Source organism: Salinicoccus siamensis (genome assembly GCF_055391965.1).
Map to the genome: position 1 here is coordinate 1,826,442 of NZ_AP043765.1, position 23,499 is coordinate 1,849,940.

Below are 23,499 nucleotides of genomic sequence, written 5' to 3' on the forward strand. Positions count from 1 at the left end.
TTTAGGGCAATCGTTTTTTTATTGATGATGTTCAGGCCCACCCCCTGAACCTTACTGCCTCTGATACACGCTTTATGCCTAACGTGTAGGCCGCGAGCCTCATATCCATCTGACGTGATTGGTGCAGCTTGTATATGGCTTCGAAAGCGGCTGTCATCTTACCTTCCAGCAGCTCTTTTATTTCTTCTTCTTCCCAATAGAAACCTTGCTTATTCTGAACCCACTCAAAATATGACACGGTCACACCGCCGGCTGAAGCTAGGACATCCGGAATGATCAGCACACCTTTTTCAGTCAATATTCGCGTTGCTCCCTCCGTAGTGGGGCCATTGGCCGCCTCACATATGATTTCCGCCTTAATATCCCAGGCATTGCTTTCAGTAATTTGATTTGCGATTGCTGCTGGAATGAGGACATCGCAGTCCACTTCGAGCAGTGCTTCATTTGTAATGGATTCTGCAGGTAGTTTTTCCGCCAGATTAACTTTCCCCCGGTTTCTCAGTACATAATCGATGTCTATCCCTTCAGGGTTATAGAGGGCGCCCGAAGATCTTGATATACCGATGATCTTTGCCCCCTTATCATGCAACATCTTTGATACGTAACCTCCCGCATTACCAAATCCCTGTATGACGATGCGTGCACCCTTCATGGATATACCCACTTTCTCCATGGCCTGCTCGACACACATCACCGCTCCCATTGCGGTCGCCGTTTCGCGTCCTTTCGACCCTCCGACTGCAAGTGGTTTGCCTGTGATGAATTCGAATGGATCATCAGAGTGCTTCACACTGTACTCATCCATCATCCACGCCATCGTCTGCGCATCGGTATAGACATCAGGAGCCGGAATGTCCTTTGTCGGCCCTGCAATCTGAGAGATTGCCCTGACATATCCACGCGAGATTTCTTCTTTTTCCCTACTGCTCATACTCCTCGGATCGCAGACTACCCCGCCTTTACCACCACCGTATGGTATATCGACAATTCCTGCCTTTAGTGTCATCCACATCGCAAGGGCAATGACTTCTTCTTCCGTGACATCAGGATGGAAACGGACGCCCCCTTTAGTTGGACCCGCGGCGTCATTATGTTGGGCACGGTATCCGGTGAACACTTTTACAGAACCGTCATCCATTTTTATGGGTATACACACTTTGAGCATCCTGAGCGGTGCTTTAATCAATTCGTACATTCCTTCATCGTATCCAAGATTATCCAATGCCTTATGGATGACTGATTGTGTTGATGTAATCAAGTTCGAGGTTTCTGTCATGATCAGTTCTCCTTTTTCTCTTTCACCCTATTTTATGGCAAACTGAGCTAGCCCCTAGCCACACATATTTCAAGTGAATATTCGAATATTCATAATAATACAAAAAATTAAGTAAATCAACATGTTTATGAATATCCATACAAAAGAGGCCGGACAGATAATCTGTCCGGCCTCTTCCTTTGTTCGCGCCTATTCTATGCCCAACCTCTGTAGCGCGCAGCCTCGGCTGTTCGTTTCAGACCTATGATATAAGCTGCAAGTCGCATATCGATATGGCGGTTTTCATGCAGGTCATAGATATCATTGAATGCTTTTTTAAGCTTGATTTCAAGCTTTTCATTGACTTCATCTTCATCCCAATAGTAGCCCTGGTTGTTTTGGACCCACTCAAAGTAGGAAACCGTAACACCACCGGCCGACGCCAATACATCAGGCACGATGAGCTTACCGTTATCAGTCAAGATTTTCGTCGCTTCTTTAGTGGTCGGGCCATTGGCCGCCTCACAGATGATCTCCGCTTTAATATCGTCTGCGTTGTCTTCTGTGATCTGGTTTGCGATCGCAGCAGGTATGATGACATCACAATCGATTTTGAAGAGATCTTTACCAGGCAATGCGTCATCGAACAGATTCGTCACTAGGCCAAAGCTGTCGCGTCTGTCGAGCAGATAATCGATGTCAAGGCCCTCCGGATCGTGCAACGCACCATTGGCATCCGACATGCCGACGATTTTAGCGCCCCTGTCAAACAGGATTTTTGAAAGGAAACTTCCAGCATTACCGAAGCCTTGGATGACTACGCGAAGATCTTTCATCTTCATGTCGCGTTTTTCCAAAGCCTGCTCAAGACAGATGATGACCCCCATCGCAGTCGCACGGTCACGACCTTGCGAACCACCGAGGACGATTGGCTTACCGGTGATGAAGCCAGGTGAGTTGAATTCGTCAATCATGCTGTATTCATCCATCATCCACGCCATGATCTGCGAGTTCGTGAATACATCAGGTGCCGGAATATCTTTTGTCGGCCCGACAATCTGAGAGATTGCACGGACGTAGCCACGGCTTAAACGCTCTACTTCCTGGATGCTCATCTCACGCGGATCACACACAATTCCGCCTTTACCGCCACCATAAGGTAGATCGACGATGCCTGATTTCAAGGTCATCCACATTGAAAGTGCCACGACTTCCTCTTCATTAACATCCGGGTGGAAGCGTATTCCGCCCTTAGTCGGTCCAACAGCATCGTTGTGCTGGGCACGGTAGCCGGTGAATACTTTAACTGAACCATCATCCATGCGCACCGGGATGCGCACTGTCAAAAGACGCATCGGCTCTTTGATCAGTTCATACATACCCTCATCAAAACCGAGTCTATCCAAAGCCTCATGGATGATCGCCTGTGTGGAAGTGATAAGATTTGATTTCTCTGACATTTTTATCCGCCTCTTTTTTTGGAACTGTTTTCATAATCATTGTATCACATTCGTTACTTTTTAAAAGCGTTATTTCCAAGTACTATTTTGCAAGCACTTTTTTGATTTGAACGATGGCCCAGTCGAGATCTTCCTGGGAGATGATCAGTGGAGGCGCAAAGCGGATGACTGTTTCGTGAGTTTCTTTGCAGAGCAGTCCGAGTTCTTTCAGTTCTTCGCAATATGGTCTTGCTGCTTCAGTCAGCTCGACACCGATGAAGAGTCCGCGACCGCGCACTTCCTTGATTACAGGGTTATCGATCTTTTCTAGTTCTGCTTTGAAATATTCACCGAGTTCACGTGATCTTTCAACGAGGTTTTCATCATTCATGACATCAAGCGCCGCTTCCGATACTGCACAAGCAAGCGGGTTTCCTCCGAATGTGGAGCCATGGGAACCTGGGTTGAACACACCAAGCACTTCTTCGTCAGCCAATACGCAGGAAATCGGGAAGACGCCGCCACCGAGTGCTTTACCGAGGATATATACATCCGCATCCACGTTGTCCCAATGTGTTGCAAAAAGCTTACCGGAACGGCCAAGGCCTGCCTGGATTTCATCTGCCACAAAAAGTATATTGTTTTCATCGCAGACTTCGCGTACCGCCTTCAGGAAACCTTCAGGTGGTATGTTGATACCCGCTTCACCTTGAATCGGCTCCAGCAGGATTGCTGCCGTGTTTTTGGTGATCGCTTCCTTGATCTGGTCGATATCGCCGAAGTCAACGAGTTTGATGCCGTCAAGCAGCGGACCGTAACCGCGACGGTACTCCGGTTCAGAAGAAAGCGATACTGCTGCCAATGTACGGCCATGGAAGTTCTGGTTCATGGCGATGATTTCCGCTTTATCATCTTCCACACCTTTTACATCATATGCCCACCGGCGTACTGCTTTGATTGCTGTTTCCACAGCTTCGGCACCCGTGTTCATCGGCAAAGCCATTTCCTTGTCAGCGAGCTTACATACTTTTTCATACCAAGGTCCGAGGCGATCTGAGTGGAACGCGCGGGAAGTGAGCGTCAACTTATCCGCCTGATCTTTTAGGGCCTTGATTATCTTAGGGTGCCTATGCCCCTGGTTGACTGCGGAGTATGCACTCAGCATGTCCAGATATTCATTGCCCTCAGGGTCCTTCACCCATACGCCTTCAGCTTCTGAGAGTACGATTGGCAGGGGGTTGTAGTTTGGTGCCCCGTATTGTTGTGTCTGCTTGATGATTTCCTGTGATCTAGTCATTCTATCTCCCTTTCTTAAAAAGGCGGGTAAGCGTCCCGCTCGCTTTTTGTAATCTTTATGATCATGCTGTCAAATTACATTATAACATTTCAGAAGTCGTTTTGCCTTGCATATGGAGCGTCAGGTAGTCCGGACCACCCGCTTTGGAATCCGTACCGGACATTTTGAACCCACCAAAAGGCTGGTAGCCGACGATGGCTGCAGTACATCCGCGATTGAAGTACAGGTTCCCTACGTGGAAATCTTCACGCGCCTGTTCGATGTGGTGGCGGTCCGTTGTGAATACCGCTCCTGTCAGGCCGTAGTCTGTTGCATTGGCATATTCGATGGCCTGCTCGAAATCCTTGGCTTTTGTGAATCCGACCACTGGACCGAATATTTCTTCCTGCATGATGACCGCATCATGCTTAAGGTTTGAGAAGACCGTTGGATGGACGAAATGTCCTGTTTCATTCTCAGTTTTGCCGCCGATCTCCAACTGCCCTTCTTGCTTACCAATCTCGATGTATTTCGAAATCTTTTCAAGGGAGGCATCATCGATGACTGGTCCAACATTGACATCTGTTTCCGGATTACCCACTTTCAGATCCTTCGTTTTGGCTACAACCTTCTCAAGGAGTTCATCATGTATATCTTCAAGAGCAACTACACGGGAGCAGGCGGAACATTTCTGCCCGCTGAAACCGAATGCAGAGTAGACGATTGCCTCTGCTGCCTCTTCAAGGTCCACGGCGGAATCGACGACTATCGTATCTTTACCGCCCATTTCTGCAATGACGCGCTTCAAGTGCGTCTGGCCCTTTTGGACGACGCCTGCCTTTTCGTAGATTTTCGTGCCTACCTCACGGGAACCCGTGAAGGAAATGAAACGCGTATCCTTATGTTCGACAAGGTAGTCCCCGATATCCTTCGATGATCCTGGGATGAAGTTCACGACGCCTTCAGGCATACCTGCTTCTTCCAGCACTTCAATGAACTTGTATGCCACTATCGGCGTTCTTGAAGATGGCTTGAGGAGCACTGTGTTGCCTGTCACCAGCGCAGCAGCTGTCGTGCCCGCCATGATTGCGAAGGCGAAGTTCCAAGGAGAGATGACAAGGCCGACACCAAGCGGAATATAATGGAATTGGTTGTACTCGCCAGGGCGTGATTCCACATGTTCGCCATCTTTTATCTTAAGATGATTGCGTCCGTAGTATTCCAGGAAGTCGATGGCTTCCGCTACATCCGCATCCGCTTCCTTCCAAGGTTTTCCTGCTTCTTTTATAAGCAGGGCTGTAAATTCATACTTGCGCCTGCGGACGATCGCCGCTGCTTTGAACAGGACGTCGGAACGGAACTCGAACGAATATTTCCTCCATGATTCGAACGTCTCCAGTGCGGTGTCCATCGCTTTTTGTGCATGCTCTTGATTGGCCTGGTACATATAGCCGATTGTCTCCGCTTTATCAGCAGGGTTGTAGGATTCTTTCTTGTCTTCGGTAGTGATGCGTTCCCCGCCGATGATCAACGGATAATCCTGACCGAGATAGTCTTTGACTGTAGCCAGACCTTCTTCCAGTTTTTTACGGTTTTCTTCTTTCGAGTAATCCATAAAAGGTTCATGCTTGTACGGTATCATCTAAAGATGCCTCCTTTAATATTAAATGCCTATCATAATAATGGACTTAAAGCAGGACTTTTTCAACCCTTTTAGAGCCTATTTTAAAAGCGCTTACACATAGCCTGCAAACGTATTCACCACCACGTATAAAAATACTCGGATAAGGTCCATTACAGCTTGGTGCTGTTGGCCCAACCAAAATATGGATGTAAAGGTTATACAGGTTAAAATGTAGGTTTCCACAAAAAAATGTCCGGGCCACTGCAGCAGAAGTTGCAGTGGCCCGGACATGCTTCTTCTAGGCCCTTCATTTGTCCTTCAAATGTCTTTTCGCCGTATCTATCCATTCCGGCATCTTTTGTCTAATGGACTCGAAGCCATATTCTTCCGTGTCCTTGATCTGATCCAGGACAGAACGTCTATCCCGTTTCCGCTCCTCGTTTTTGAAGTATTCATTTTCCTTCAATGTAAGGTTCAGCTTCCCATTCTTGTCCACGCTGAGCACTTTGGCCCTGACGATCTGGCCCTTGGATAAAAATTGGTTCACATCGTGTACATAATCATTCATCACTTCTGAAATATGGATGAGTCCTTCTTGATTATCAGGGGTTTTGACAAAAGCACCATATGGCTGGATACCAGTTACTTTGACTTTGATGAACTGGCCTTTCCGATATTTCTTTGCCAATTGGATTACCCCACTAACTTTTCAGTTATCATACGCATGAACCATTTTATCACAAGCAACCGTGTTTATCGAATCAAACACTGCCAAAATAAAAAACCACAGGATAGAACCTGCGGTCATGCATCATTATAGAGTCGTTTGAGCACCAGGGCCTGTTCAGTCATCGGATCGATTTCCGCCAAGGGTATCACGGTTTCAAACGACTGGTTGAAGATCTCCTGGATCGCCCGGCTCACAACGTGTACATCATCACTTTCATATATGGCGGATATGGCGTCATATATTTCCGGGTCATAATCAAAACCCGCTTGCAGTTGAAGCGGGTTCCAGTCTGAAATAAGTCTGTAGAGTTCAATACCTGCTTCCGGGCTCATCGCTCTCCTGCTCCATCCGCTTCATCACCTGTTCTTCGAACTCCTTCATCTTCTGTTCCTGTTTCTCGGAATACCGCTTGATCAGGCGATATGCCAGATAGGCCAGAAGCATGCAGATCGCCAAAGTGATGAAGGCGGGTATATATTCACTTTTATCTTCAGGGAAATATAAAAATGGCATCATAAATATTCACTCACCTTTGCTCCATACAGTATAACAAAGGTCTATTATGAATCGAGACCCTTTTAGTGACTATTTTGTGAGCGTTTATAATAAACGTCTTCATGGGAACCTAAGCCTACTCTGCCACTTCGATTGTTTCTATCTTGACGTCTTCTTTCGGCCGATCTTGTGCACCTGTCTCGACATCTGCAATCTTCTCCACTACATCCATGCCTTCAATGACATGGCCGAAAACCGTGTGGCGCTGATCGAGCCAAGGTGTACCGCCTTTTTCCTTATATGCTTCGATGATCTCAGCCGGATACCCTGCACCTTCAAGCTGGTTGATCATCTGCGCCGGCACTTCAGATGCCTGCACAATGAAGAACTGGCTGCCGTTCGTACCAGGTCCTGCGTTCGCCATGGATAGGGCGCCGTAGAGGTTGAATGCCTCTGTTGAAAACTCGTCTTCGAACGTTCCGCCGAATATGCTCTCCCCACCCATGCCTGTGCCGGTCGGATCTCCGCCCTGCACCATGAAGTCCTTGATCACACGGTGGAAGATTTGACCATCATAATAGCCGTTCTTTGCATGTGTCGTAAAATTTTCGACTGTCTTCGGGGCGATGTCGCCGAACAACTTGACTTTAACGTCCCCATGATTGGTGCGGATGATTGCGGATGTTTCGTTATTGCCTACCTCTGTCGTCAATTGTGTAAATGCCATGAATAATATGCCTCCTGATTTCATTTATTGCAATTTTAACATTGAAATTATGAAAATATAAAATGAATTTTCTATGAAAAATATTCCCTTTTTTCCTATTTAACACTATACAGACATTCTATATTTTTTCAAACCCTATACATTTATTTAGGTGCCGCATTGCTGTATAATTGCAATATATATTGTAAAAATGAAGGAGGATATACTTTGACGCTGATACATATGGCGATATTACTGCCCCTGGTCGCTGCTGTGGCGATCGGCATCATCTATAAATATTATAAACGCATTCATCTGGGCTGGTTCGTATTGCCGGTCCCCGTAATAATTGCCATCTACCTGGCAACATTCATCCCGAAGGTAAGCAGCGGTCCGATACTTGAAACTATGCAGGTGATGCCCCGCATAGGGATGAATTTCGATGTCTACATAGACGGCCTCGGCCTCCTGTTTGCTCTACTCATATCCGGGATAGGTGCGCTGGTTGTACTCTATTCGATCGGCTATCTGTCCCACCGGGAAGACCTGGGCAATTTCTACATCTACCTGCTCATGTTCATGAGTGCGATGCTCGGTGTCGTCCTGAATGATAATGTTTTGATGCTTTATCTATTTTGGGAATTGACTTCCATATCAAGTTTTCTTCTGATCGCTTTCTGGTTCATGAAGGAACGTTCACTATATGGCGCACAGAAGTCCATGCTGATCACCATGTTCGGAGGGTTCATGCTGCTTGGTGGATTCCTTACTCTTCATACGATTACGGGCACCTACAGCATCCGCGAGATGCTGGCACAGGTTACGCTCATCCAGGAAAGTCCGGTGGCACCGACCGCCATTGTACTCATCCTGCTCGGTGCTTTCACCAAGTCGGCACAATTCCCGTTCTACATCTGGCTGCCTGACGCTATGGAAGCACCGACGCCCGTCAGTGCCTATCTGCACTCAGCCACGATGGTCAAAGCCGGCATATATCTCGTTGCACGCCTGACGCCATTATTTGCATTCTCCGAATTATGGGTATGGATAATCCTGCTCGGCGGGTTGATTACACTTGCCTGGGCATCCTTCAATGCAGTGCGTAAAGACGATCTGAAAGCAGTACTGGCCTTTTCCACCGTCTCCCAGCTCGGCATGATCATGTCGCTGCTTGGTCTTGGTGCATTGAGTGTGGGCACCGGTGCCGGTGAGACATACTTCTCGATTGCCGTTGTGGCGGCGGTATTCCACCTCATCAACCATGCGACCTTCAAAGGTGCACTCTTCATGGTCACTGGAATACTCGACCATGAGACGGGCACAAGAAGTCTGAAGCGCCTTGGCGGCCTTTTGACCCTTATGCCGATCTCATTTACGTTGACTTTCATTACAGCGTTATCGATGGCAGGACTGCCGCCATTCAACGGGTTCCTGTCAAAGGAACTTTTCCTTGAGGCGATGATCCATGTGACGGAGGCTGATTTCGCTTCACTAGCGAATATCGCTTTCGTATTCCCTCTGCTTGCAATAGTCGGAAGTATATTCACTTTCATCTATTCCATACAGATCATCTATGGCGTCTTCTTCGGTAAACGTACCCATGATACACCGAAGGAACCCCACGAAGCGCCTGCCCTGATGTGGATATCCCCGGCGATACTTGCTGTACTCGTCATTACATTCGGACTGTTCCCGAACGTATTGTCAGGTTCAATAATCGATCCGGCCGCCATGAGCATAATGGCGACTGATGCGCCGCTCGGCACCCATATCTCCATGTGGCATGGGTTTGCGAATCCTGCTCTGTGGGCGACGATTGCCATCGTCATTACCGGTTCATTGTTGTTCTATTTCCGGGACAAATGGATGTTCATATATGATTACCATAAAGAGCGCTTTACCTTGAACTATGTCTATGACCAAGGGCTCATGCACAGCAGGTTCGCTTCAAGGAAAGTGACCGACAGCTACATGACAGGCTTCATCCGTTCCTATCTGGCCTATATCTTCATGTTTTTCGTCGTGTTGGGCGCCATCTCCCTATGGAACACGGGTATAGAGCTCAACTTTTCGGATATGGCACCTGTCGGCATCCAGGAAATGATTCTTGTGATGATTGTCCTGATATCGATTACGGTCATACTCGCCACCAAATCCCGTATCGTTTCAATCATCATGCTCAGCGCGATCGGTTTCGTGATGGCCCTGTTCTTCGTGTTCTTCAGGGCACCTGACCTTGCTTTGACACAGCTGGCCATCGAAACGGTAACGACGGCGTTGTTCCTCGTATGCTTCTACCATCTTCCGGCAAGAAGCAAGCATCCGGAACGCATGCGCTTCAAGTTCACCAATTTCCTTGTGTCCCTTGGGGTCGGCATCATCGTCATCATGATCGGCCTGATTGCATACTCCAATCAACTGTTCGACCGCATCAGCCAGTTCCATATCGATAATGTTAAAGAACTCGGCGCCGGCGGCAACATGGTAAACGTCATACTCGTCGATTTCCGTGGCTTCGATACCTTATTTGAAACATTGGTATTCGGCATCGCCGGAATCGGCATCTATGCTCTGATGAAATTAAGACTAAACAGAAAGGATGAGACAGATGAAGCAGACCCTGAAGAAAACCGGGCATGATAAAGCGGATAGACAGATGAACGACGTCTTTTTGCAGTTCACTGCGAAACTGGTATTCCTCATCGTCATCATGTTCTCATTCAACCTTTTCTTTGCCGGCCACTATACACCAGGCGGCGGTTTTGTGGGAGGATTGCTTGCTGCTGCAGCATTGATATTGCTGTTGATCGCATATGATAAAAAGACACTGCAAAGGATGGTTCCGATCGACTTCAGGCTGATCATCACATCCGGATTGACGTTTGCAGTCGGCTTGCCTACGCTATCATTCTTCTTCGGCACGCCGTTTTTCACGCACCAGCACACTCATATAGAAATACCCGTATTCGGTGATGTGGCCCTCCACTCCGCCGTCCTGTTCGACCTTGGGGTGTTCCTGACAGTGGCTGCGACTGCGCTCTTGATCATAGTACTTGTCGGGGAGGCGGAAAACTGATGGAACTGATAACAATTCTACTGAGTGGCATTCTGATCGGTTCTGCCGTCTACCTCATGCTATCAAGGAGTGTCATCCGCATCATCATCGGCACAGCTTTGTTGAGCCATGGGGTGCACCTCATGCTGTTGACGATGGGTAAACTCAAGCGCGGCAACGTGCCTGTGCTTGATGAGGCAGTCGAAAACTATACCGATCCCCTGCCGCAGGCGCTTATATTGACCGCGATAGTCATCGCCTTCGCGCTGACTGCATTCATTCTGGTCCTTGCCCTGAGAGCCTACGGAGAGTTGGGGACAGATGATGTTGAAGAAATGAAAGGAGTTCCACATGACGACTAACATATTGCCATTGCTGCCCATCATCATTCCCTTCTTCACCGGGATAGTGATGCTGTTTACAGGCAGACGTCCTTTGGCACACAGAGTAATGGCGGCAGTAGGCAGCCTGCTTGCCCTCATCGCCACCATCTGGCTTACAATCCATGTTTACCAGAGCGGCACGATCGTCACCTACATCGGCAGCTGGGTCGCCCCGTTCGGCATCAGCGTCGTCATCGATATGGCTGCTGCCCTGCTGCTGTTAACGACGGCTATCATCACCATGTTCACTGTCATCTACTCATTCCAGTCGATCGGCATCGAACGGGAGAAGTACTATTATTATGTCATGGTAATGTTCATGATCACGGGAGTGAACGGTGCATTTTCCACCGGGGACATCTTCAACATGTTCGTCTTCTTTGAAGTGTTCCTTCTTGCATCTTATGTACTCATCACTCTCGGCGGCACAAAGATTCAACTTCAGGAAGGCTTCAAATATATACTGGTCAACCTGATTTCTTCGAACTTCTTCGTCCTTGGATTGGCGTATCTCTATTCTGTGACCGGCTCATTGAATATGGCGGATATCTATAATAAATTATCAGCTTTTGAAGGGAACTACAGTATCATGACGCTCGTCGCCGTCCTGTTCATCTTCGTATTTGCGACAAAAGCCGGTGTATTTCCGCTCTACTTCTGGTTGCCTGGCTCCTATTACGCGCCACCTATGCCAATCCTCGTCCTTTTCGGGGCACTTTTGACCAAGGTTGGTGTATATGCCATTGCACGGACATACAGCCTATTCTTCATCGACAATGTAGATTTCACAAACCAGATACTGTTGCTAATTGCTTTAGCGACGGTTGTAATGGGGTCGATCGGTGCCCTCAGCTACACTGATATGAAACGCATCATCATCTATAACATACTTATTGCCGTCGGCGTCATTCTTGTGGGCGTGGCAATGATGGATCAGACCGGCCTTGTCGGGGCCTTCTACTACCTCATCCACGATATGCTCATAAAAGCGGCACTTTTTATGCTCGTGGGTTATCTGATCTACCGCACGGGTGAGACCGGCATCCAGAAACTTGGTGGTCTGATCAGGCTGCATCCGTGGACTGGATGGATGTTCTTCATCGCTGCGATGGGGCTTACCGGAGTCCCACCGTTATCCGGATTCTATGGCAAGCTTTTCATCGTCCAGTCGACCTTTGAAAATGACCATTACATTTCTGGAATCATTGTACTCCTATCGAGTCTTGCCGTACTGTACTCCGTAATCAAGATTTTCATCGGGGTATTCTGGGGCAGCGACATGGACTTCTCGAAGCTGCGCCCGATTAAAAGCGATAAGATATTATTTGCATCCTTCGCAATGGTCATACTGTCGGTTGTATTCGGACTTGCTGCTGATGCCCTCTATCCGCTCTTTGATATGGCTGCGCAATCTTTCTATGATCCGGCTTCTTACTCCAACTACTTGACGGAGGTGGAATAGATGGCTCTACAGATACTCATAAACCTGGCACTTGCTTTCCTATGGATGTTCATCGGTTCGAATTTTACCGTTCCCGCCTTTACGACCGGCTATCTGCTTGGTCTATTGTCAGTCTATATACTGAGGGGATTCCTTCCGGGTTCGTTCTATCTGAAGCGGGTATATGCGATAATCCGCCTCACCTTCATCTTCATCATCGAGTTGATCAAGTCGAACATTGAAGTCGTTAAAATCGTACTGCGTCCAAAAATCGATGTGAAGCCTGCATTTTTTGCCTACCCATGCGATTTAAAGGATGAATGGGCAGTCAGTCTGCTATCGGCTCTCATCACTTTGACGCCCGGCACACTAGTCGTTGCAATTTCAGATGACCGTTCCATCCTCTATATCCATGCCTTGGACATTGAGGATGCAGAGTCCGAGATCAAATCCATCAAAGAGAGCTTCGAGCATTCGATAGAAGAGGTGAGGAAAGCATGACAACTTTTTTGGACATCATCATAATTATCAGCATCATCATCCTAGCTTTCGCCATGCTCGGTATGATCTACCGTATGGTTAAAGGACCTTCGCTGCATGATAAAGTGGTGGCGCTCGATGCGCTTGGCATTTTGCTGATGGCCATGATTGCACTAATGGCTATGACGCTGCGCACCACCTATCTGCTCGTTGTCATACTATTGATCGGCATTCTCGCCTACATTGCAACAATCGCGTTTGCGAAATATCTCGAGAAAGGCGTGATCTTCGAAAATGATAGACATGATAATGACTAGCATCATCGCCTTCTTCATCCTGGGTGGCGCCTTCTTTGCAGCGGTCAGTGCCATTGGGGTCATCCGCCTGCCTGATGTGTACTCGAGGCTGCACGCAGCTTCGAAGAGCTCCACTCTTGGAGTGATGATGATGATGACCGGTACTTTCCTGTACTTCTGGTATATAGAGGGTCACGTGGACAGCAAGCTGTTCCTGGCAGTATTGTTCGTCTTCATCACCGGCCCGGTTTCGGCGCATATGCTCTCCAGAAGCGCATTCCATGCGGATGTGGAACCTGCCGAATCGACTGTATTGAATGAATTGAAGCGAGATGAAATGCGGGAGGAATAATCCGCACAATAAAAAAACGATGGATAAATTATCCATCGTTTTTTTTTATCTTTTCTTTTTGACTGCCATCGTACACCTTGATAGGCAGACAATTTCATCTACTTCATCGGTGATTTCAATTTCCCATATTTGGGTCGTCCGGCCTTGATGCCGGCATTTGGCTTTTGCCGTGAGCGTGCCGGATTGTTTGGTCTTCATATGATTGGCGTTGATCTCCATACCAAACGTTATTTCATCGTCTCCGACAAGGGAGGTGGCCCCCATACTCGCTGCGGTTTCGGCAAGGACGACACTGGCGCCACCATGCAGGTAGCCGAAAGGTTGGAAGACCTTTTCGGTAACCGGCATCTCCATGATCATCAAACCAGGTTCCTCATGCACCGTTTCTATCGACAAGAGCGCTATCAATCCGCTATTCATGTATTTCCCCCGTTTCAAAAAGTTTAACGATGGTACGTATCATGACCCCAGTGGCCCCTTTCGGACCGAACGCGGTCGGTGAATCTACAGTGCCCGTCCCTGCTATGTCGAAATGGATCCAAGGTGTGCCGTTGGCGAACTGTTTGATGAAGCATGCTGCGAATGAAGCCCGCCCCGGCTTCTCAACATGGTTGGTCAAGTCAGCTACAGCTGATGCGCGGACATTGCGCTCTTCCACGTCAGAAATCGGCAATTGCCATACTGCTTCACCGGTCTGTTCCGACACCTCCATCAGCGGTTTTAGGAATTCATTCGATTTATTTGTAAATATCCCCGTCCGTTCAGTACCGAGCGCTGCCACCACCGCACCCGTCAATGTGGCGAAATCCATAATGATTGATGGGGAATACTGTGAAGCATGGAATACTGCATCGCCCAGCACGAGTCGGCCTTCCGCATCCGTATTCTTCACTTCAACCGTCTGGCCGCTATAGGAAGTGTAGACATCATCAGGGCGCATCGCATTGCCATCAACCATATTTTCAGCCAGGGCCACGACGGCTATGACGTGGACCGGAAGCTTCATTTTAGAAATCGCATGAATCATGCCGATGACATTCGCAGCGCCGCTCATATCGTACTTCATTTCAGGCATCCCCGTCTTGGATTTGATAGAGTAGCCTCCAGTATCGAACGTGATACCCTTGCCGACCAATGCAACCGGCTTATGGTTTTTCGCCTCAGGGTGCGCATATTCGATCGTGACCAGCCTTGGCTTCGCCTCGGAAGCCTTACCTACGGCCATGATCAGACCATACCCTTCCTCTTCCAGCACCTGCTCATCTTTAATTTCTCCGGTGACATGTTCATGGGTACTGAAGATATCCGCAATCTTCCCCGCCATGTGTTCAGGCGTCATGATGTTTGGCGGTGTTTCACTGAAATTGCGTGCCAATGCTATACTTTCCCCAACAGTGCTGTAGTACGCGACATCATTTTTGATGTCGCGTGTGCCGGTCAATGAGAAATGGGCTGTCTCAGCAAAACCCGGGCCTGCATTTGTCTTATAGGAATAGAACTCATATATGCTCGCTTCTGACATTATTGCAAGCGCCTCTGCCGAATTCTGTCCCTTAACCTCGAACGTGTCCATTAGAATCTGTCCTTCGGCGATGTCACACTGCTTCAGATATTGGAACAGCGTCCCGAACACTTCCAGCATCCCTGTACCTTCAGAGGCCTCCTGATCGCCTAGGCCGATTGCGACTACCTTTCTGTAGTCCTGCTGAATATGGACGCCTGTCGCGGTGATTTTCTTGAATTCTGCAGACAGGATGCCCTTCTCGACCATCTCTTCAAGCTGGCCATTAAGTAAGGTATCCACTTCTTCAAAATTCAACAGTGTTGCCGGGTCCTTCGGCAGGCCGATGATGATCGGCTCATCCGTAGCGATATATTTATCACGATATTGAAATTTCATTTTATCCCCCCTAGAACATCTGATACCCGGCGTTGCGCAGATAACGTATCGTCATTCCTGCAAGTATGGTCCCGACAAGGCCGCTGCCAAGCATCAGTATATCTGCAAGCTGCAAATTCACGAGGTGTTCCCCAAGCGTACTGAACGCCCCCGCAGTATTCGTCAGATACTCGGTCGTCGATATGCCATCGACGATGAGCAATACAATGATTGGGTAGATCCCCACCATCAACCATGTCATTTTCAGGATCATATTGAGGATGAAGCTTATGCCGTAGAACAGCACAAAAAATAACAGCATGGATATGGCTAGCTGTATTATTGACATTTATTTGACCTCCAACTGAAAAAGGCATGGGCATAAAATACCCATGCCTGTACTATCGATTTATCAGAACATTTTACCTTTCGAATACGCGAGGAGCGGACCGCCGATTTTGAAGACTGCCCTTGTATCGACTACGCGTTTCATGAAGGCTGCTTTCTTGCCTTTTATCTCGCGTCCCAAAACAAGGCCTATGCCATCGTTCGAACCGAGTGAACATACCGTGCCTTTATCGGAAAACACGAATGGTTCCTTCTTCTCGCCCTTCAATGTCAATTCGATGTTTTTTGCAGTGTGTTCCCCAAGCTGCATCGCGATCTGCGCAGTAGTTGGGTAAGGACGCGCATTTTCACCTTCACCGTTCATGACAGCTGCAACGTCACCTATGACATAGATGTTGTCGTATCCTTTTGCCGTCAGGTCAGGTTCCACTACAAGACGACCGCGCTTTACGCCTTCGAAGGTTTCATCCATGAGCTTACTGCCGCGTACACCTGCAGTCCAGATGACACTATTCGCTTCAAGCTGCTGTTTTTCGTCATTCACTTCAACTACAAAGCCATCTTCGTTGGCAGCGACGATAGGTGTATTGACCATAAATTTGACGCCACGGTCTTCAAGGAATTTCATTGCATACTGTACGAGATTTTCCGGGAACATCGGCAGCATTTTCGGTGCCGCTTCAACGCAGGTGATATTGACTTTGTTGTAGTCGACGCCGTATTTCTCACACAGTTCCGGTACACTTTCAACAAGCTCGCCCAAGTATTCGATGCCTGTGAATCCAGCACCCCCAACCAGTATGGAGAGATCCTTCTGGTCATTGGAACGCTTATAGTTGGCGATGTTTTCTTCTATCTCGCGGTAGGCCTTGACCGCAGTCTGAGGATTGACGATGGAATGCGCATGGTCTGCCATGCCATCGATGCCGAATGTTTCGCTTTCGAACCCAAGTGCGACCACGAGAATATCATAATCGAAATTGCCATGTGTCGTTTCGACGGTCTGTTCATCTTTATTGATGGCAGTCACTTCAGCAGGTACGAAAACCACTTTCTGGGCATCAATCACCTTATTTATAGGATAGACGCCGTCCTGCCACTCCATGGTGCCAGCAGCCGTCTCGTGTAGCCAAGTAGATTCATAATGATACTCATTCTTGTTGATCAGCGTAATGTCGGCATCTTGGAAGGATAGCTTCTTCTGCAAGTCCGAAACCATCTGCAATCCTGCATAGCCTGCACCCAACACAAGAATCTTCTTTCTTTCAAAACTCATTGTAACGTCACCTTTTCTCTCGTTATTTATTCCGATAAACATTGCCACAACTAAAATCGCTAATATTATTCTTATATAATATTAGCGATTTCTTTCACATATTTCAAGTGATTCAGTGCAGATTCTAACAATCTCCCGGTTCCCCGGCAACTTCTTTGGTGCGGAAGGAGGAACCGCATCCGCAAGACAGCGTGGCATTTGGATTTTCAATCGTGAAGCCGCCACCCATCAACGACTGTTTGAAGTCTATTACCGTCCCGTCGATTACTGGGATATCATATTTGTCCACAAGCACTTTCACGCCATAGAATTCGTATACTTCATCTTTATCAGTCTGCTCGGTTTCGGCACCCATGCCATAGGTCAAGCCTGTACAGCCGCCACCTTGCACTTTGAATCTGAGGTATCCGTCTTCCATATCGTTCTGCTCGAGCATATCCTTCACTTCGTAGGCTGCGCTTTCAGTCAATGTTATATGAGACATACCGTCACCTCTTTAGTTTCTATTATATTATACTGTTGATTATAAAGCACTGGGGCGATCAACTCAAATCATCAAATTCCTTTTCCAGCTTTTCATTGTTCTTCTCTATGCGTTTATATATCTTCTCAAGCAGCTTATCTGCCGTCATTGCACTGACTATCTCGCCATCAACCAAGACGAAGAACGCCTTACTGCACAAACCGCAATTGTTGAGGCAGCCGTAGTCGAGCACGTCTATGCCTGGATCTTCATCGAGTTTTTGGTAGATGTCTTCGGTGCCCTTCAGCATATTGGATGAGCAGAATTCGACGAGAGTGAACATTATTATCCTTCTTTCCACTATATATTAGTTCCATTCATTGTAGTTTATATACTTAACTATTATAATGGATATACTAGAATTTAAAAACAAGGCGGTACTGACTATGAAGAATATCGTTTGTCTTGGGGGCGGTTACGGAAATATGCGCTTCATCCAGCGTATAGCTCCTAAGCTCCCTTCCGGATATACCATCACATTGGTGGATGTGAATCCCTTCCACGGGATGAAGACCGAATACTATGCGCTCGCGGCGGGCACCAAAAGCGAGACCAAAGTCCGGATGGACTTTCCTGACGACAAGAACGTCAAAGTGCTCTTTGATACAATAACCGGCATCGATCTCGAAAAGAAGGCTGTGACCCTTGAAAGGGAGACGATCCATTATGACATGCTCGTCATCGGCCTTGGCTGTGAAGATAAATACCACGGGGTGCCGGGGGCTGCTGAACATACGTACAGCATCCAAAGCCTCAGGCAGTCCCGTGCCACCTACGAGAAGATCGGCGACTTGGAACCCGGCTCGAAAGTGGGCATCATCGGTGCCGGCCTAAGCGGCATCGAGATAGCAAGCGAACTTCGTGAAGCACGTGAAGACCTCAAAATCCGGCTTTTCGACCGGGGAGACCGGATCTTGCCGATGTACCCTGAACGTCTCAGCGCGTACGTCAAAAGATGGTTTGACGATAATGACGTTGAAGTCATCCCGAATTCCAACATTGTTGAAGTGGCAGCCGATACAGTCTACAACAATGACGCCTCCCATGCCCTCGACATGTCGATATGGACTGCAGGGGTCCAGCCTGTTGAAGTCGTGCGCAACCTTCCTGTAGAGTTCGGGTCTGGGGGGCGTGTGGTATTGAACCAATATCACCAGATACCAGGTTTTGAAGATGCGTATGTCGTGGGAGACTCGGCGGCACTCAAGCACGCACCTTCGGCTCAAGTGGCCGAAGGCCAGGCAGAGCAGATTGCCGAAATCATCGAGGCAGTCGTCAAGGATAAGCCGTTGCCAAAGGAAATGCCCGACATCAAAATGCAGGGAATCCTCGGCTCGCTCGGTTCAAAAGAAGGCTTTGCCTACCTTAGGGAAAGGACCGTCACCGGACGTATCGCCCGCATGCTGAAAAGCGGTGTGCTATGGATGTACAAGCTCGGGGTCTAGACTCATGGACAGCTAAATGAAACAACAGCCCCCGCGAGTGCAGGGGCTGTTGTTATTTTAAAAGACCTGTTCCACTTCTACAAATCCTGGAACTTCTTCAAGGAGAGCACGCTCGATGCCTGCCTTGAGTGTGATTGTGGAACTTGGGCATGTGCCGCATGCACCCAGAAGGCGCAATTTGACGATGCCATCCTCAACATCCACAAGTTCGCAGTCCCCACCATCCCTCAGCAGAAACGGACGCAATTTATCCAGTACTTCATCTACTCGTTCGTACATTGTATCTTGTCCTGTAGTCATTCCATTCACTCCTATTCTTCTTACGCAATTAACTTATATATGTATTATAATGGATTTGGAAAGAAAAATCCATCATCAGAAAGGCGGATGTTATTCAATGAAATATGCTATCAACGTCTATGGCCGCGATGTCATCTGTGCCAGCTGTGTGAACGCGCCGGGGTCGAGGGATACCTACGAATGGCTCCAGGCGGTGCTGAACCGCAAATACCCAGATCATGACCTCCACTTCAATTATATAGATATGGACCATGATGAAAACCTTTCGGATTATGATGCTGACATCATCGAACGGATAAACGATGATGAGCTGTTCTATCCACTCGTCACAATCAACGATGACATCATCCAGGATGGCCATGTCCAATTGAAGCCGATCCAACGGGCAATCGAACAGAAATGATGCTAGAACAGGGTGCCGGAGCGGCACCCTGTTTTCTTATATTGCAATATTCAATCCACGACTTACTAATGCCTTCGCAAATAGGAACGTCGCCGCCCCAACTGCCAAATCTTTCAGGATGAAAGGCAACACCGCCAACTTGAAGGCTTCGGCTGCATTCACCGGAGTCTCCAAAAAGATGTTCATCGCGAACATGAAATACAATAACCCACTCAAAAAGATTATCAGGATGGCTGCAAATGTAAAGCTGAGGCTTCTGAGGGTGGTTACTTGATGGACACGGCCAAACCCTGCACACCAAGCGGCGGGTATGTATCCCACTATGAAGCCGAATGTGGGCGAAAATATGCTGCCGATGCCTCCACCCCCGGCGAAGACCGGAAGGCCAAAGAGACCCATGAGCATATAGACGAAGGCGCTCAAAGCTCCTAATTTCGGGCCGAGCAGCAGCCCCCCGAGCAGAACCATTGGAACTTGGAAAGTCAGGGGCACCGGCCCCAATGGGATGCGGATTTGGGCACCGATTGCGATGAGTGACGCGAAGACTGCGACATAGACAAGATGTTTTGTAGACATGATTCCCTCCTCTTCTTTATGAGTATGATACCACTTCCGCCGAACAATTGTTACCCTTTAATTAAAATTGGTTGACGATATGTCTAAAATAAAAAGCCCACAGGCTTTTTATCTTACTGGGGTGATCGGTTTACCGCCATTTAACACTTCCATGATGTTGTTGACGCATAGGTTCATCATGTTGTTCCTCGTGTCTACTGAAGCGCTGCCGATGTGGGGCAGGAGTGTCATGTTCGGAATGTCTGTAAATGGATGGGCGTCACTGATCGGCTCATTCTCGAATACATCCAATGCTGCGCCTTTGATATCACCATTTCGGACAGCCTGAGCCAAGTCTTCCTCCACTACATGCGCGCCCCGGCCGATATTGATGAAGAAGGCGCTGCGCTTCATCTTATCGAAGGCCGCTTTATCGAAACGATGCCTTGTTTCTTCGGTGAGCGGTGCTGCACATAGGACGAAATCGGATTCTGCCATAAGTTCTTCAAAAGAGACCAGCTCAGCCCCCAATTCGTCGGCTGCTTCTGAACGGCTGCGGTTATGGTAGATGATCTTGGTACGGAAGCCACTCAGGCGACGTGCAAAAGCAGCACCGATCGAGCCCATCCCGAATATGCCAACCGTTTTGCCGAAGACATCTGTGCCTGCCATATGATAAGGACTCCATCCCGACCACTCCCCGGCCATCAGCTCGCGGTTCGCCTCCAGCACGCGCCGTGCCGAAGTCAATATCAACGTGAAGGCAAGCTCTGCCGTCGTCTCCGTCAAGACGTCAGGGGTATTGGTGATGATTACACCATGGGACTTCGCAGCTTCGAGATCGATGTTATCATAGCCGACCGCCAAGTTTGCGACGACTTTCAAATTCTGGGCGCCGTTAAGCATTTCTTCATCGACTTTATCGCTCAGCATGGTCATGACACCGTGAGCGTCCTTCGTCTCCTCCAAAAATCTCTGCCGCGGCATCGGTGTGTTGTCCTCGTCCCACACCACCACTTCAAAGTCCTTTTTCAGCTTGTCGACCATAGCCGGATTGATCCTTCTTGTAATGACGATCTTCTTCATCTATTCAACACTCCATCCCTTGAGATTTTCAATCATGAAGGTCGGTTGTATGGGCTGTTGCCTGACCTGTTCGCTCGAGGTCACCCCTGTGTCCACGTGGAGCGTGTCCACACCACCTTCCAGTCCTGTCTTGATGTCTGTATCGTAATTGTCTCCAACGAGTAGTACACGCTCCTTTTGAAGCCCCAGTGCCTTTATCGCCGCTTCCAGTATAATTCCTGATGGTTTGCCCACAGTGACTGGTTCTACGTCCGTCGCACTGGTGAGTACAGCAGCCAAAGCGCCATTCCCGGGCACAAGACCTCTTTCCGTTGGAAATTTGCGGTCGGGATTTGTGGATATGAATGTTGCGCCTGCAGCAATCAACAAGGCGGCTTCCGATAACTTTCCGTAGTTGATGTCTATATCCAGGCCCATGACGACGTAATCGGCATGCTCATCTGCCGATTGGATAATCTTGAATCCGGCTGATTCCAGTGAATATTTAAGGCTATCTGAGCCAACAACATAAACCGCAGCCCCCGGGTGGGCCGCACTCAGATAATCGACAGTCGCCATGGTTGAAGTGTATAGCGTTCGGGGATGAATATCAAACCCCATGTCAATCAGCTTCTGGGCAGCCTCTTCCTGTGTCTTCGTCGCATTATTGGTCAAAAATACATAAGGGATCGAGGCTTTGTTGAGCCTGTCTACAAAATCGATTGCACCTTCTATGACCGTTCCACCATTATACATGGTGCCATCCAGGTCAATGAGGTAGCCTTCATACGTCATGGTCATCCCCCTTGAACGCTGTAATAGCCTGTCCTTCGTTTTCAAAGAAGTTCAGGACATTCTGCTTAAAATCACTGTATGCGGATAGATTACTGGCGAAATCCCGTTTCATCTGGTCATGGTTGAGCCGCGTATAGTTACGTGTCAGCTCGCTCCGCCATTCGAACGTAGCACGGAAACGTTCGTTATCTTCTTTGGGGATCACGCCTTCGTTTTCCATTATATCCATGACATCCTGGTAACTGCCGGGGTCCCTCAATATAAAAGCGTCAATGATCATATTACCGACATCGACCGACGCTTCGATCAGCATATGGCACGTGCGTTCCAATGCCAGCCCATCTACTTTCTCGAATGTTCCAGTCAATTCCTCTACGTACATGAGGCGTTCGTTCAGTATATCCTTATCTACAAAATACATGTTCCAAGCCACTTCCAATCACGATAATTTTGTAACGTCCTTATTAATATGATAGCATAATCCCAATAACTTTAACTGGAGGATACCCCTTTGATCGACTTCTTTCTTTATGATGATGTAGAAGATACCCAGACGCGATATGTCAGTTTCGTCGGTGAGCATGGCCGTTATGACCTGGCCATTATACAGACAGGCCGCTATTTCGGCAAAAGTCTTGTGCTGAATACCCAAAGTAGCCGGTTTGGAATAATCGGCAGTGATGACCTCGAGGAACCGGGATATATCGCCCATATCCTCGACTATGATGACGATCAGGCGGCTGAGGTCGAGTCTTTCCTGTCGGAAGTCATCGTCTAAATGCCTGCATTGCCTAAAAAAGCCTGCTTATCCCCTAAGGGAAGCAGGCTTTCTTGTTGTCTGTCTCATTCCTCAGGCGTCAGGTGGCCTGCCAATGTCTTTTTATCCGTCTCATTTTCTTCAGGGTCTGCGGGCCCAACATCATTTCCCTGTTGCCCTTCCTCCACCTGCTCCTTCAGTTCGGACTTCGGCACTTTGCGGAGCACGAAGTAGGCGCAGCCGAAGTTGCAGTATTCACTGATGTAGTCTTCAATGGCACTGAATTTCTTGTCAGGCTCAACCTTCTTTTTACTGTCCCGATAAAAGCCGGTCAATCTCAACTTCTCATAGCCGATATCCCCTACTATATAGTCGTATTTGTTCAGGACCTCGCTGTATTTCCCTTCGAATTGAGCCTCATCGAATGCTTCACGGTAATCTTCTATAAGTTCAAAATGCATATGATCGATTGTAATCATTTGAATCACCCTTCAATACTTCATCACTTTCGGCTTGCCTCGGCATCACCTGGCCATCCATATGATGAACAGAGCACACCGCTTGTCCTGCCTGACAATACTTGCACGCTTTTCAGAGAGCCGTGCATCCTCCTTATAATTC

The 23,499-nt window shown here is 48.2% G+C and carries 31 protein-coding genes; 10 read left to right on the forward strand and 21 right to left on the reverse strand.

Going from position 1 to position 23,499, the window contains the following annotated elements; all coding sequences use genetic code 11:
* Window positions 1-31: 31 nt before the first annotated feature.
* The 8 genes from ACZ5LF_RS09305 to ACZ5LF_RS09340 all read right to left on the reverse strand — a co-directional run bounded on the left by ACZ5LF_RS09305 (window position 32) and on the right by ACZ5LF_RS09340 (window position 7,546).
* Window positions 32-1,276 carry a Glu/Leu/Phe/Val family dehydrogenase gene (locus ACZ5LF_RS09305; RefSeq protein ID WP_380569916.1) on the reverse strand — a complete coding sequence of 415 codons (1,245 nt, stop codon included), beginning with the start codon at window positions 1,274-1,276 and terminating at the stop codon, window positions 32-34.
* Window positions 1,277-1,470: 194 nt separating this feature from the next.
* Window positions 1,471-2,715: a Glu/Leu/Phe/Val family dehydrogenase gene (locus tag ACZ5LF_RS09310; protein WP_380569917.1), complete on the reverse strand. Its 1,245-nt coding sequence runs from the start codon at window positions 2,713-2,715 to the stop codon at window positions 1,471-1,473.
* 82 nt (window positions 2,716-2,797) lie between these two features.
* Entirely contained in the window at window positions 2,798-3,991 is a 1,194-nt protein-coding gene (locus ACZ5LF_RS09315) for an ornithine--oxo-acid transaminase (RefSeq protein ID WP_380569918.1), read from the reverse strand.
* Window positions 3,992-4,070: 79 nt separating this feature from the next.
* Window positions 4,071-5,612: an L-glutamate gamma-semialdehyde dehydrogenase gene (gene pruA, locus ACZ5LF_RS09320; RefSeq protein ID WP_380569919.1), complete on the reverse strand. Its 1,542-nt coding sequence runs from the start codon at window positions 5,610-5,612 to the stop codon at window positions 4,071-4,073.
* Window positions 5,613-5,901: 289 nt separating this feature from the next.
* Window positions 5,902-6,282 (reverse strand): S1 domain-containing post-transcriptional regulator Ygs, encoded by a 381-nt coding sequence (gene ygs, locus ACZ5LF_RS09325; protein WP_344703191.1) that lies wholly within the window; start codon window positions 6,280-6,282, stop codon window positions 5,902-5,904.
* 116 nt (window positions 6,283-6,398) lie between these two features.
* Entirely contained in the window at window positions 6,399-6,656 is a 258-nt protein-coding gene (locus ACZ5LF_RS09330) for a DUF1871 family protein (protein WP_380569920.1), read from the reverse strand.
* On the reverse strand, window positions 6,634-6,840 hold the full coding sequence (locus ACZ5LF_RS09335; RefSeq protein WP_380569921.1) for a hypothetical protein: 207 nt from the start codon (window positions 6,838-6,840) through the stop codon (window positions 6,634-6,636). The genes ACZ5LF_RS09330 and ACZ5LF_RS09335 overlap by 23 nt, the downstream gene beginning before the upstream one ends.
* Window positions 6,841-6,955: 115 nt before the next feature.
* Window positions 6,956-7,546 carry a peptidylprolyl isomerase gene (locus ACZ5LF_RS09340; protein WP_380569922.1) on the reverse strand — a complete coding sequence of 197 codons (591 nt, stop codon included), beginning with the start codon at window positions 7,544-7,546 and terminating at the stop codon, window positions 6,956-6,958.
* A gap of 207 nt (window positions 7,547-7,753) precedes the next feature.
* Here ACZ5LF_RS09340 and ACZ5LF_RS09345 point away from each other — a divergent pair, with 207 nt between their 5' ends.
* The 7 genes from ACZ5LF_RS09345 to mnhG are packed head-to-tail and all read left to right on the forward strand — an operon-like array spanning window position 7,754 to window position 13,532.
* Window positions 7,754-10,165: a Na+/H+ antiporter subunit A gene (locus ACZ5LF_RS09345; RefSeq protein ID WP_380569923.1), complete on the forward strand. Its 2,412-nt coding sequence runs from the start codon at window positions 7,754-7,756 to the stop codon at window positions 10,163-10,165.
* Complete coding sequence (locus tag ACZ5LF_RS09350; protein WP_380569924.1) at window positions 10,134-10,601, forward strand: Na(+)/H(+) antiporter subunit B; 468 nt, start codon at window positions 10,134-10,136, stop codon at window positions 10,599-10,601. Before ACZ5LF_RS09345 ends, ACZ5LF_RS09350 begins: the two co-directional genes overlap by 32 nt.
* The gene (locus ACZ5LF_RS09355) at window positions 10,601-10,942 is read left to right on the forward strand and encodes a Na(+)/H(+) antiporter subunit C (RefSeq protein WP_380569925.1); all 342 of its coding nucleotides are present in this window, start codon (window positions 10,601-10,603) and stop codon (window positions 10,940-10,942) included. Before ACZ5LF_RS09350 ends, ACZ5LF_RS09355 begins: the two co-directional genes overlap by 1 nt.
* Window positions 10,932-12,425, forward strand: a complete 1,494-nt coding sequence (locus ACZ5LF_RS09360; protein WP_380569926.1) for a Na+/H+ antiporter subunit D — start codon at window positions 10,932-10,934, stop codon at window positions 12,423-12,425. The genes ACZ5LF_RS09355 and ACZ5LF_RS09360 overlap by 11 nt, the downstream gene beginning before the upstream one ends.
* Window positions 12,426-12,905, forward strand: coding sequence for a Na+/H+ antiporter subunit E (locus ACZ5LF_RS09365; protein ID WP_380569927.1), 480 nt, complete (start codon window positions 12,426-12,428; stop codon window positions 12,903-12,905).
* Complete coding sequence (locus ACZ5LF_RS09370) at window positions 12,902-13,201, forward strand: Na(+)/H(+) antiporter subunit F1 (RefSeq protein ID WP_380569928.1); 300 nt, start codon at window positions 12,902-12,904, stop codon at window positions 13,199-13,201. Before ACZ5LF_RS09365 ends, ACZ5LF_RS09370 begins: the two co-directional genes overlap by 4 nt.
* Window positions 13,179-13,532, forward strand: coding sequence for a monovalent cation/H(+) antiporter subunit G (gene mnhG, locus ACZ5LF_RS09375; RefSeq protein ID WP_380569929.1), 354 nt, complete (start codon window positions 13,179-13,181; stop codon window positions 13,530-13,532). Before ACZ5LF_RS09370 ends, mnhG begins: the two co-directional genes overlap by 23 nt.
* Before the next feature lie 45 nt (window positions 13,533-13,577).
* Here mnhG and ACZ5LF_RS09380 read toward each other — a convergent pair whose 3' ends face one another.
* The 6 genes from ACZ5LF_RS09380 to ACZ5LF_RS09405 form a co-directional block, all read right to left on the reverse strand.
* Window positions 13,578-13,952, reverse strand: coding sequence for a hotdog fold thioesterase (locus tag ACZ5LF_RS09380; protein ID WP_380569930.1), 375 nt, complete (start codon window positions 13,950-13,952; stop codon window positions 13,578-13,580).
* A complete protein-coding gene (locus ACZ5LF_RS09385) occupies window positions 13,945-15,432 on the reverse strand; it encodes a leucyl aminopeptidase (protein ID WP_380569931.1) in 1,488 nt (495 codons plus the stop codon). Before ACZ5LF_RS09385 ends, ACZ5LF_RS09380 begins: the two co-directional genes overlap by 8 nt.
* 10 nt (window positions 15,433-15,442) lie before the next feature.
* Window positions 15,443-15,760, reverse strand: coding sequence for a YuiB family protein (locus tag ACZ5LF_RS09390; protein ID WP_380569932.1), 318 nt, complete (start codon window positions 15,758-15,760; stop codon window positions 15,443-15,445).
* Window positions 15,761-15,823: 63 nt separating this feature from the next.
* Window positions 15,824-17,035, reverse strand: a complete 1,212-nt coding sequence (locus ACZ5LF_RS09395) for an NAD(P)/FAD-dependent oxidoreductase (RefSeq protein ID WP_380569933.1) — start codon at window positions 17,033-17,035, stop codon at window positions 15,824-15,826.
* 124 nt (window positions 17,036-17,159) lie between these two features.
* A complete protein-coding gene (locus ACZ5LF_RS09400; protein ID WP_380569934.1) occupies window positions 17,160-17,519 on the reverse strand; it encodes a HesB/IscA family protein in 360 nt (119 codons plus the stop codon).
* Window positions 17,520-17,577: 58 nt separating this feature from the next.
* Window positions 17,578-17,841, reverse strand: coding sequence for a DUF1450 domain-containing protein (locus ACZ5LF_RS09405; protein WP_344703377.1), 264 nt, complete (start codon window positions 17,839-17,841; stop codon window positions 17,578-17,580).
* Window positions 17,842-17,944: 103 nt separating this feature from the next.
* Here ACZ5LF_RS09405 and ACZ5LF_RS09410 point away from each other — a divergent pair, with 103 nt between their 5' ends.
* Window positions 17,945-19,003 carry an NAD(P)/FAD-dependent oxidoreductase gene (locus tag ACZ5LF_RS09410; protein WP_380569935.1) on the forward strand — a complete coding sequence of 353 codons (1,059 nt, stop codon included), beginning with the start codon at window positions 17,945-17,947 and terminating at the stop codon, window positions 19,001-19,003.
* Between the two features lie 57 nt (window positions 19,004-19,060).
* On the opposite strand, the gene ACZ5LF_RS09415 is transcribed toward ACZ5LF_RS09410, so the two are convergent.
* A complete protein-coding gene (locus ACZ5LF_RS09415; protein ID WP_344703381.1) occupies window positions 19,061-19,303 on the reverse strand; it encodes a NifU family protein in 243 nt (80 codons plus the stop codon).
* A gap of 97 nt (window positions 19,304-19,400) precedes the next feature.
* On the opposite strand from ACZ5LF_RS09415, the gene ACZ5LF_RS09420 reads away from it, so the two are divergent.
* Window positions 19,401-19,706: a YuzD family protein gene (locus ACZ5LF_RS09420; protein WP_380569936.1), complete on the forward strand. Its 306-nt coding sequence runs from the start codon at window positions 19,401-19,403 to the stop codon at window positions 19,704-19,706.
* Window positions 19,707-19,742: 36 nt separating this feature from the next.
* Here the strand turns inward: ACZ5LF_RS09420 and ACZ5LF_RS09425 are convergent, their stop codons facing one another.
* The 5 genes from ACZ5LF_RS09425 to ACZ5LF_RS09445 all read right to left on the reverse strand — a co-directional run bounded on the left by ACZ5LF_RS09425 (window position 19,743) and on the right by ACZ5LF_RS09445 (window position 22,542).
* The gene (locus ACZ5LF_RS09425) at window positions 19,743-20,237 is read right to left on the reverse strand and encodes a biotin transporter BioY (protein WP_380570020.1); all 495 of its coding nucleotides are present in this window, start codon (window positions 20,235-20,237) and stop codon (window positions 19,743-19,745) included.
* The gene (locus ACZ5LF_RS09430; protein WP_380569937.1) at window positions 20,189-20,329 is read right to left on the reverse strand and encodes a hypothetical protein; all 141 of its coding nucleotides are present in this window, start codon (window positions 20,327-20,329) and stop codon (window positions 20,189-20,191) included. Before ACZ5LF_RS09430 ends, ACZ5LF_RS09425 begins: the two co-directional genes overlap by 49 nt.
* Before the next feature lie 61 nt (window positions 20,330-20,390).
* A complete protein-coding gene (locus tag ACZ5LF_RS09435) occupies window positions 20,391-21,347 on the reverse strand; it encodes a 2-hydroxyacid dehydrogenase (RefSeq protein WP_380569938.1) in 957 nt (318 codons plus the stop codon).
* Complete coding sequence (locus tag ACZ5LF_RS09440; protein WP_380569939.1) at window positions 21,348-22,121, reverse strand: TIGR01457 family HAD-type hydrolase; 774 nt, start codon at window positions 22,119-22,121, stop codon at window positions 21,348-21,350.
* Window positions 22,111-22,542 carry a DUF86 domain-containing protein gene (locus ACZ5LF_RS09445; protein ID WP_380569940.1) on the reverse strand — a complete coding sequence of 144 codons (432 nt, stop codon included), beginning with the start codon at window positions 22,540-22,542 and terminating at the stop codon, window positions 22,111-22,113. The genes ACZ5LF_RS09440 and ACZ5LF_RS09445 overlap by 11 nt, the downstream gene beginning before the upstream one ends.
* 90 nt (window positions 22,543-22,632) lie before the next feature.
* On the opposite strand from ACZ5LF_RS09445, the gene ACZ5LF_RS09450 reads away from it, so the two are divergent.
* Window positions 22,633-22,899 (forward strand): DUF3055 domain-containing protein, encoded by a 267-nt coding sequence (locus ACZ5LF_RS09450; RefSeq protein ID WP_380569941.1) that lies wholly within the window; start codon window positions 22,633-22,635, stop codon window positions 22,897-22,899.
* Between the two features lie 65 nt (window positions 22,900-22,964).
* Here the strand turns inward: ACZ5LF_RS09450 and ACZ5LF_RS09455 are convergent, their stop codons facing one another.
* A complete protein-coding gene (locus tag ACZ5LF_RS09455; protein WP_380569942.1) occupies window positions 22,965-23,357 on the reverse strand; it encodes a YutD family protein in 393 nt (130 codons plus the stop codon).
* Between the last annotated feature and the right edge of the window lie 142 nt (window positions 23,358-23,499).

Bases quoted from the DNA above. Each gene is read 5' to 3' on its own strand.
- ACZ5LF_RS09305 (WP_380569916.1), bottom strand. From the start codon at position 1,276: ATGACAGAAACCTCGAACTTGATTACATCAACACAATCAGTCATCCAT.
- ACZ5LF_RS09310 (WP_380569917.1), bottom strand. From the start codon at position 2,715: ATGTCAGAGAAATCAAATCTTATCACTTCCACACAGGCGATCATCCAT.
- ACZ5LF_RS09315 (WP_380569918.1), bottom strand. From the start codon at position 3,991: ATGACTAGATCACAGGAAATCATCAAGCAGACACAACAATACGGGGCA.
- pruA (WP_380569919.1), bottom strand. From the start codon at position 5,612: ATGATACCGTACAAGCATGAACCTTTTATGGATTACTCGAAAGAAGAA.
- ACZ5LF_RS09330 (WP_380569920.1), bottom strand. From the start codon at position 6,656: ATGAGCCCGGAAGCAGGTATTGAACTCTACAGACTTATTTCAGACTGG.
- ACZ5LF_RS09335 (WP_380569921.1), bottom strand. From the start codon at position 6,840: ATGATGCCATTTTTATATTTCCCTGAAGATAAAAGTGAATATATACCC.
- ACZ5LF_RS09340 (WP_380569922.1), bottom strand. From the start codon at position 7,546: ATGGCATTTACACAATTGACGACAGAGGTAGGCAATAACGAAACATCC.
- ACZ5LF_RS09350 (WP_380569924.1), top strand. From the start codon at position 10,134: ATGAAGCAGACCCTGAAGAAAACCGGGCATGATAAAGCGGATAGACAG.
- ACZ5LF_RS09355 (WP_380569925.1), top strand. From the start codon at position 10,601: ATGGAACTGATAACAATTCTACTGAGTGGCATTCTGATCGGTTCTGCC.
- ACZ5LF_RS09360 (WP_380569926.1), top strand. From the start codon at position 10,932: ATGACGACTAACATATTGCCATTGCTGCCCATCATCATTCCCTTCTTC.
- ACZ5LF_RS09365 (WP_380569927.1), top strand. From the start codon at position 12,426: ATGGCTCTACAGATACTCATAAACCTGGCACTTGCTTTCCTATGGATG.
- ACZ5LF_RS09370 (WP_380569928.1), top strand. From the start codon at position 12,902: ATGACAACTTTTTTGGACATCATCATAATTATCAGCATCATCATCCTA.
- mnhG (WP_380569929.1), top strand. From the start codon at position 13,179: ATGATAGACATGATAATGACTAGCATCATCGCCTTCTTCATCCTGGGT.
- ACZ5LF_RS09380 (WP_380569930.1), bottom strand. From the start codon at position 13,952: ATGAATAGCGGATTGATAGCGCTCTTGTCGATAGAAACGGTGCATGAG.
- ACZ5LF_RS09385 (WP_380569931.1), bottom strand. From the start codon at position 15,432: ATGAAATTTCAATATCGTGATAAATATATCGCTACGGATGAGCCGATC.
- ACZ5LF_RS09390 (WP_380569932.1), bottom strand. From the start codon at position 15,760: ATGTCAATAATACAGCTAGCCATATCCATGCTGTTATTTTTTGTGCTG.
- ACZ5LF_RS09395 (WP_380569933.1), bottom strand. From the start codon at position 17,035: ATGAGTTTTGAAAGAAAGAAGATTCTTGTGTTGGGTGCAGGCTATGCA.
- ACZ5LF_RS09400 (WP_380569934.1), bottom strand. From the start codon at position 17,519: ATGTCTCATATAACATTGACTGAAAGCGCAGCCTACGAAGTGAAGGAT.
- ACZ5LF_RS09405 (WP_344703377.1), bottom strand. From the start codon at position 17,841: ATGTTCACTCTCGTCGAATTCTGCTCATCCAATATGCTGAAGGGCACC.
- ACZ5LF_RS09410 (WP_380569935.1), top strand. From the start codon at position 17,945: ATGAAGAATATCGTTTGTCTTGGGGGCGGTTACGGAAATATGCGCTTC.
- ACZ5LF_RS09415 (WP_344703381.1), bottom strand. From the start codon at position 19,303: ATGACTACAGGACAAGATACAATGTACGAACGAGTAGATGAAGTACTG.
- ACZ5LF_RS09420 (WP_380569936.1), top strand. From the start codon at position 19,401: ATGAAATATGCTATCAACGTCTATGGCCGCGATGTCATCTGTGCCAGC.
- ACZ5LF_RS09435 (WP_380569938.1), bottom strand. From the start codon at position 21,347: ATGAAGAAGATCGTCATTACAAGAAGGATCAATCCGGCTATGGTCGAC.
- ACZ5LF_RS09440 (WP_380569939.1), bottom strand. From the start codon at position 22,121: ATGACGTATGAAGGCTACCTCATTGACCTGGATGGCACCATGTATAAT.
- ACZ5LF_RS09445 (WP_380569940.1), bottom strand. From the start codon at position 22,542: ATGTATTTTGTAGATAAGGATATACTGAACGAACGCCTCATGTACGTA.
- ACZ5LF_RS09455 (WP_380569942.1), bottom strand. From the start codon at position 23,357: ATGATTACAATCGATCATATGCATTTTGAACTTATAGAAGATTACCGT.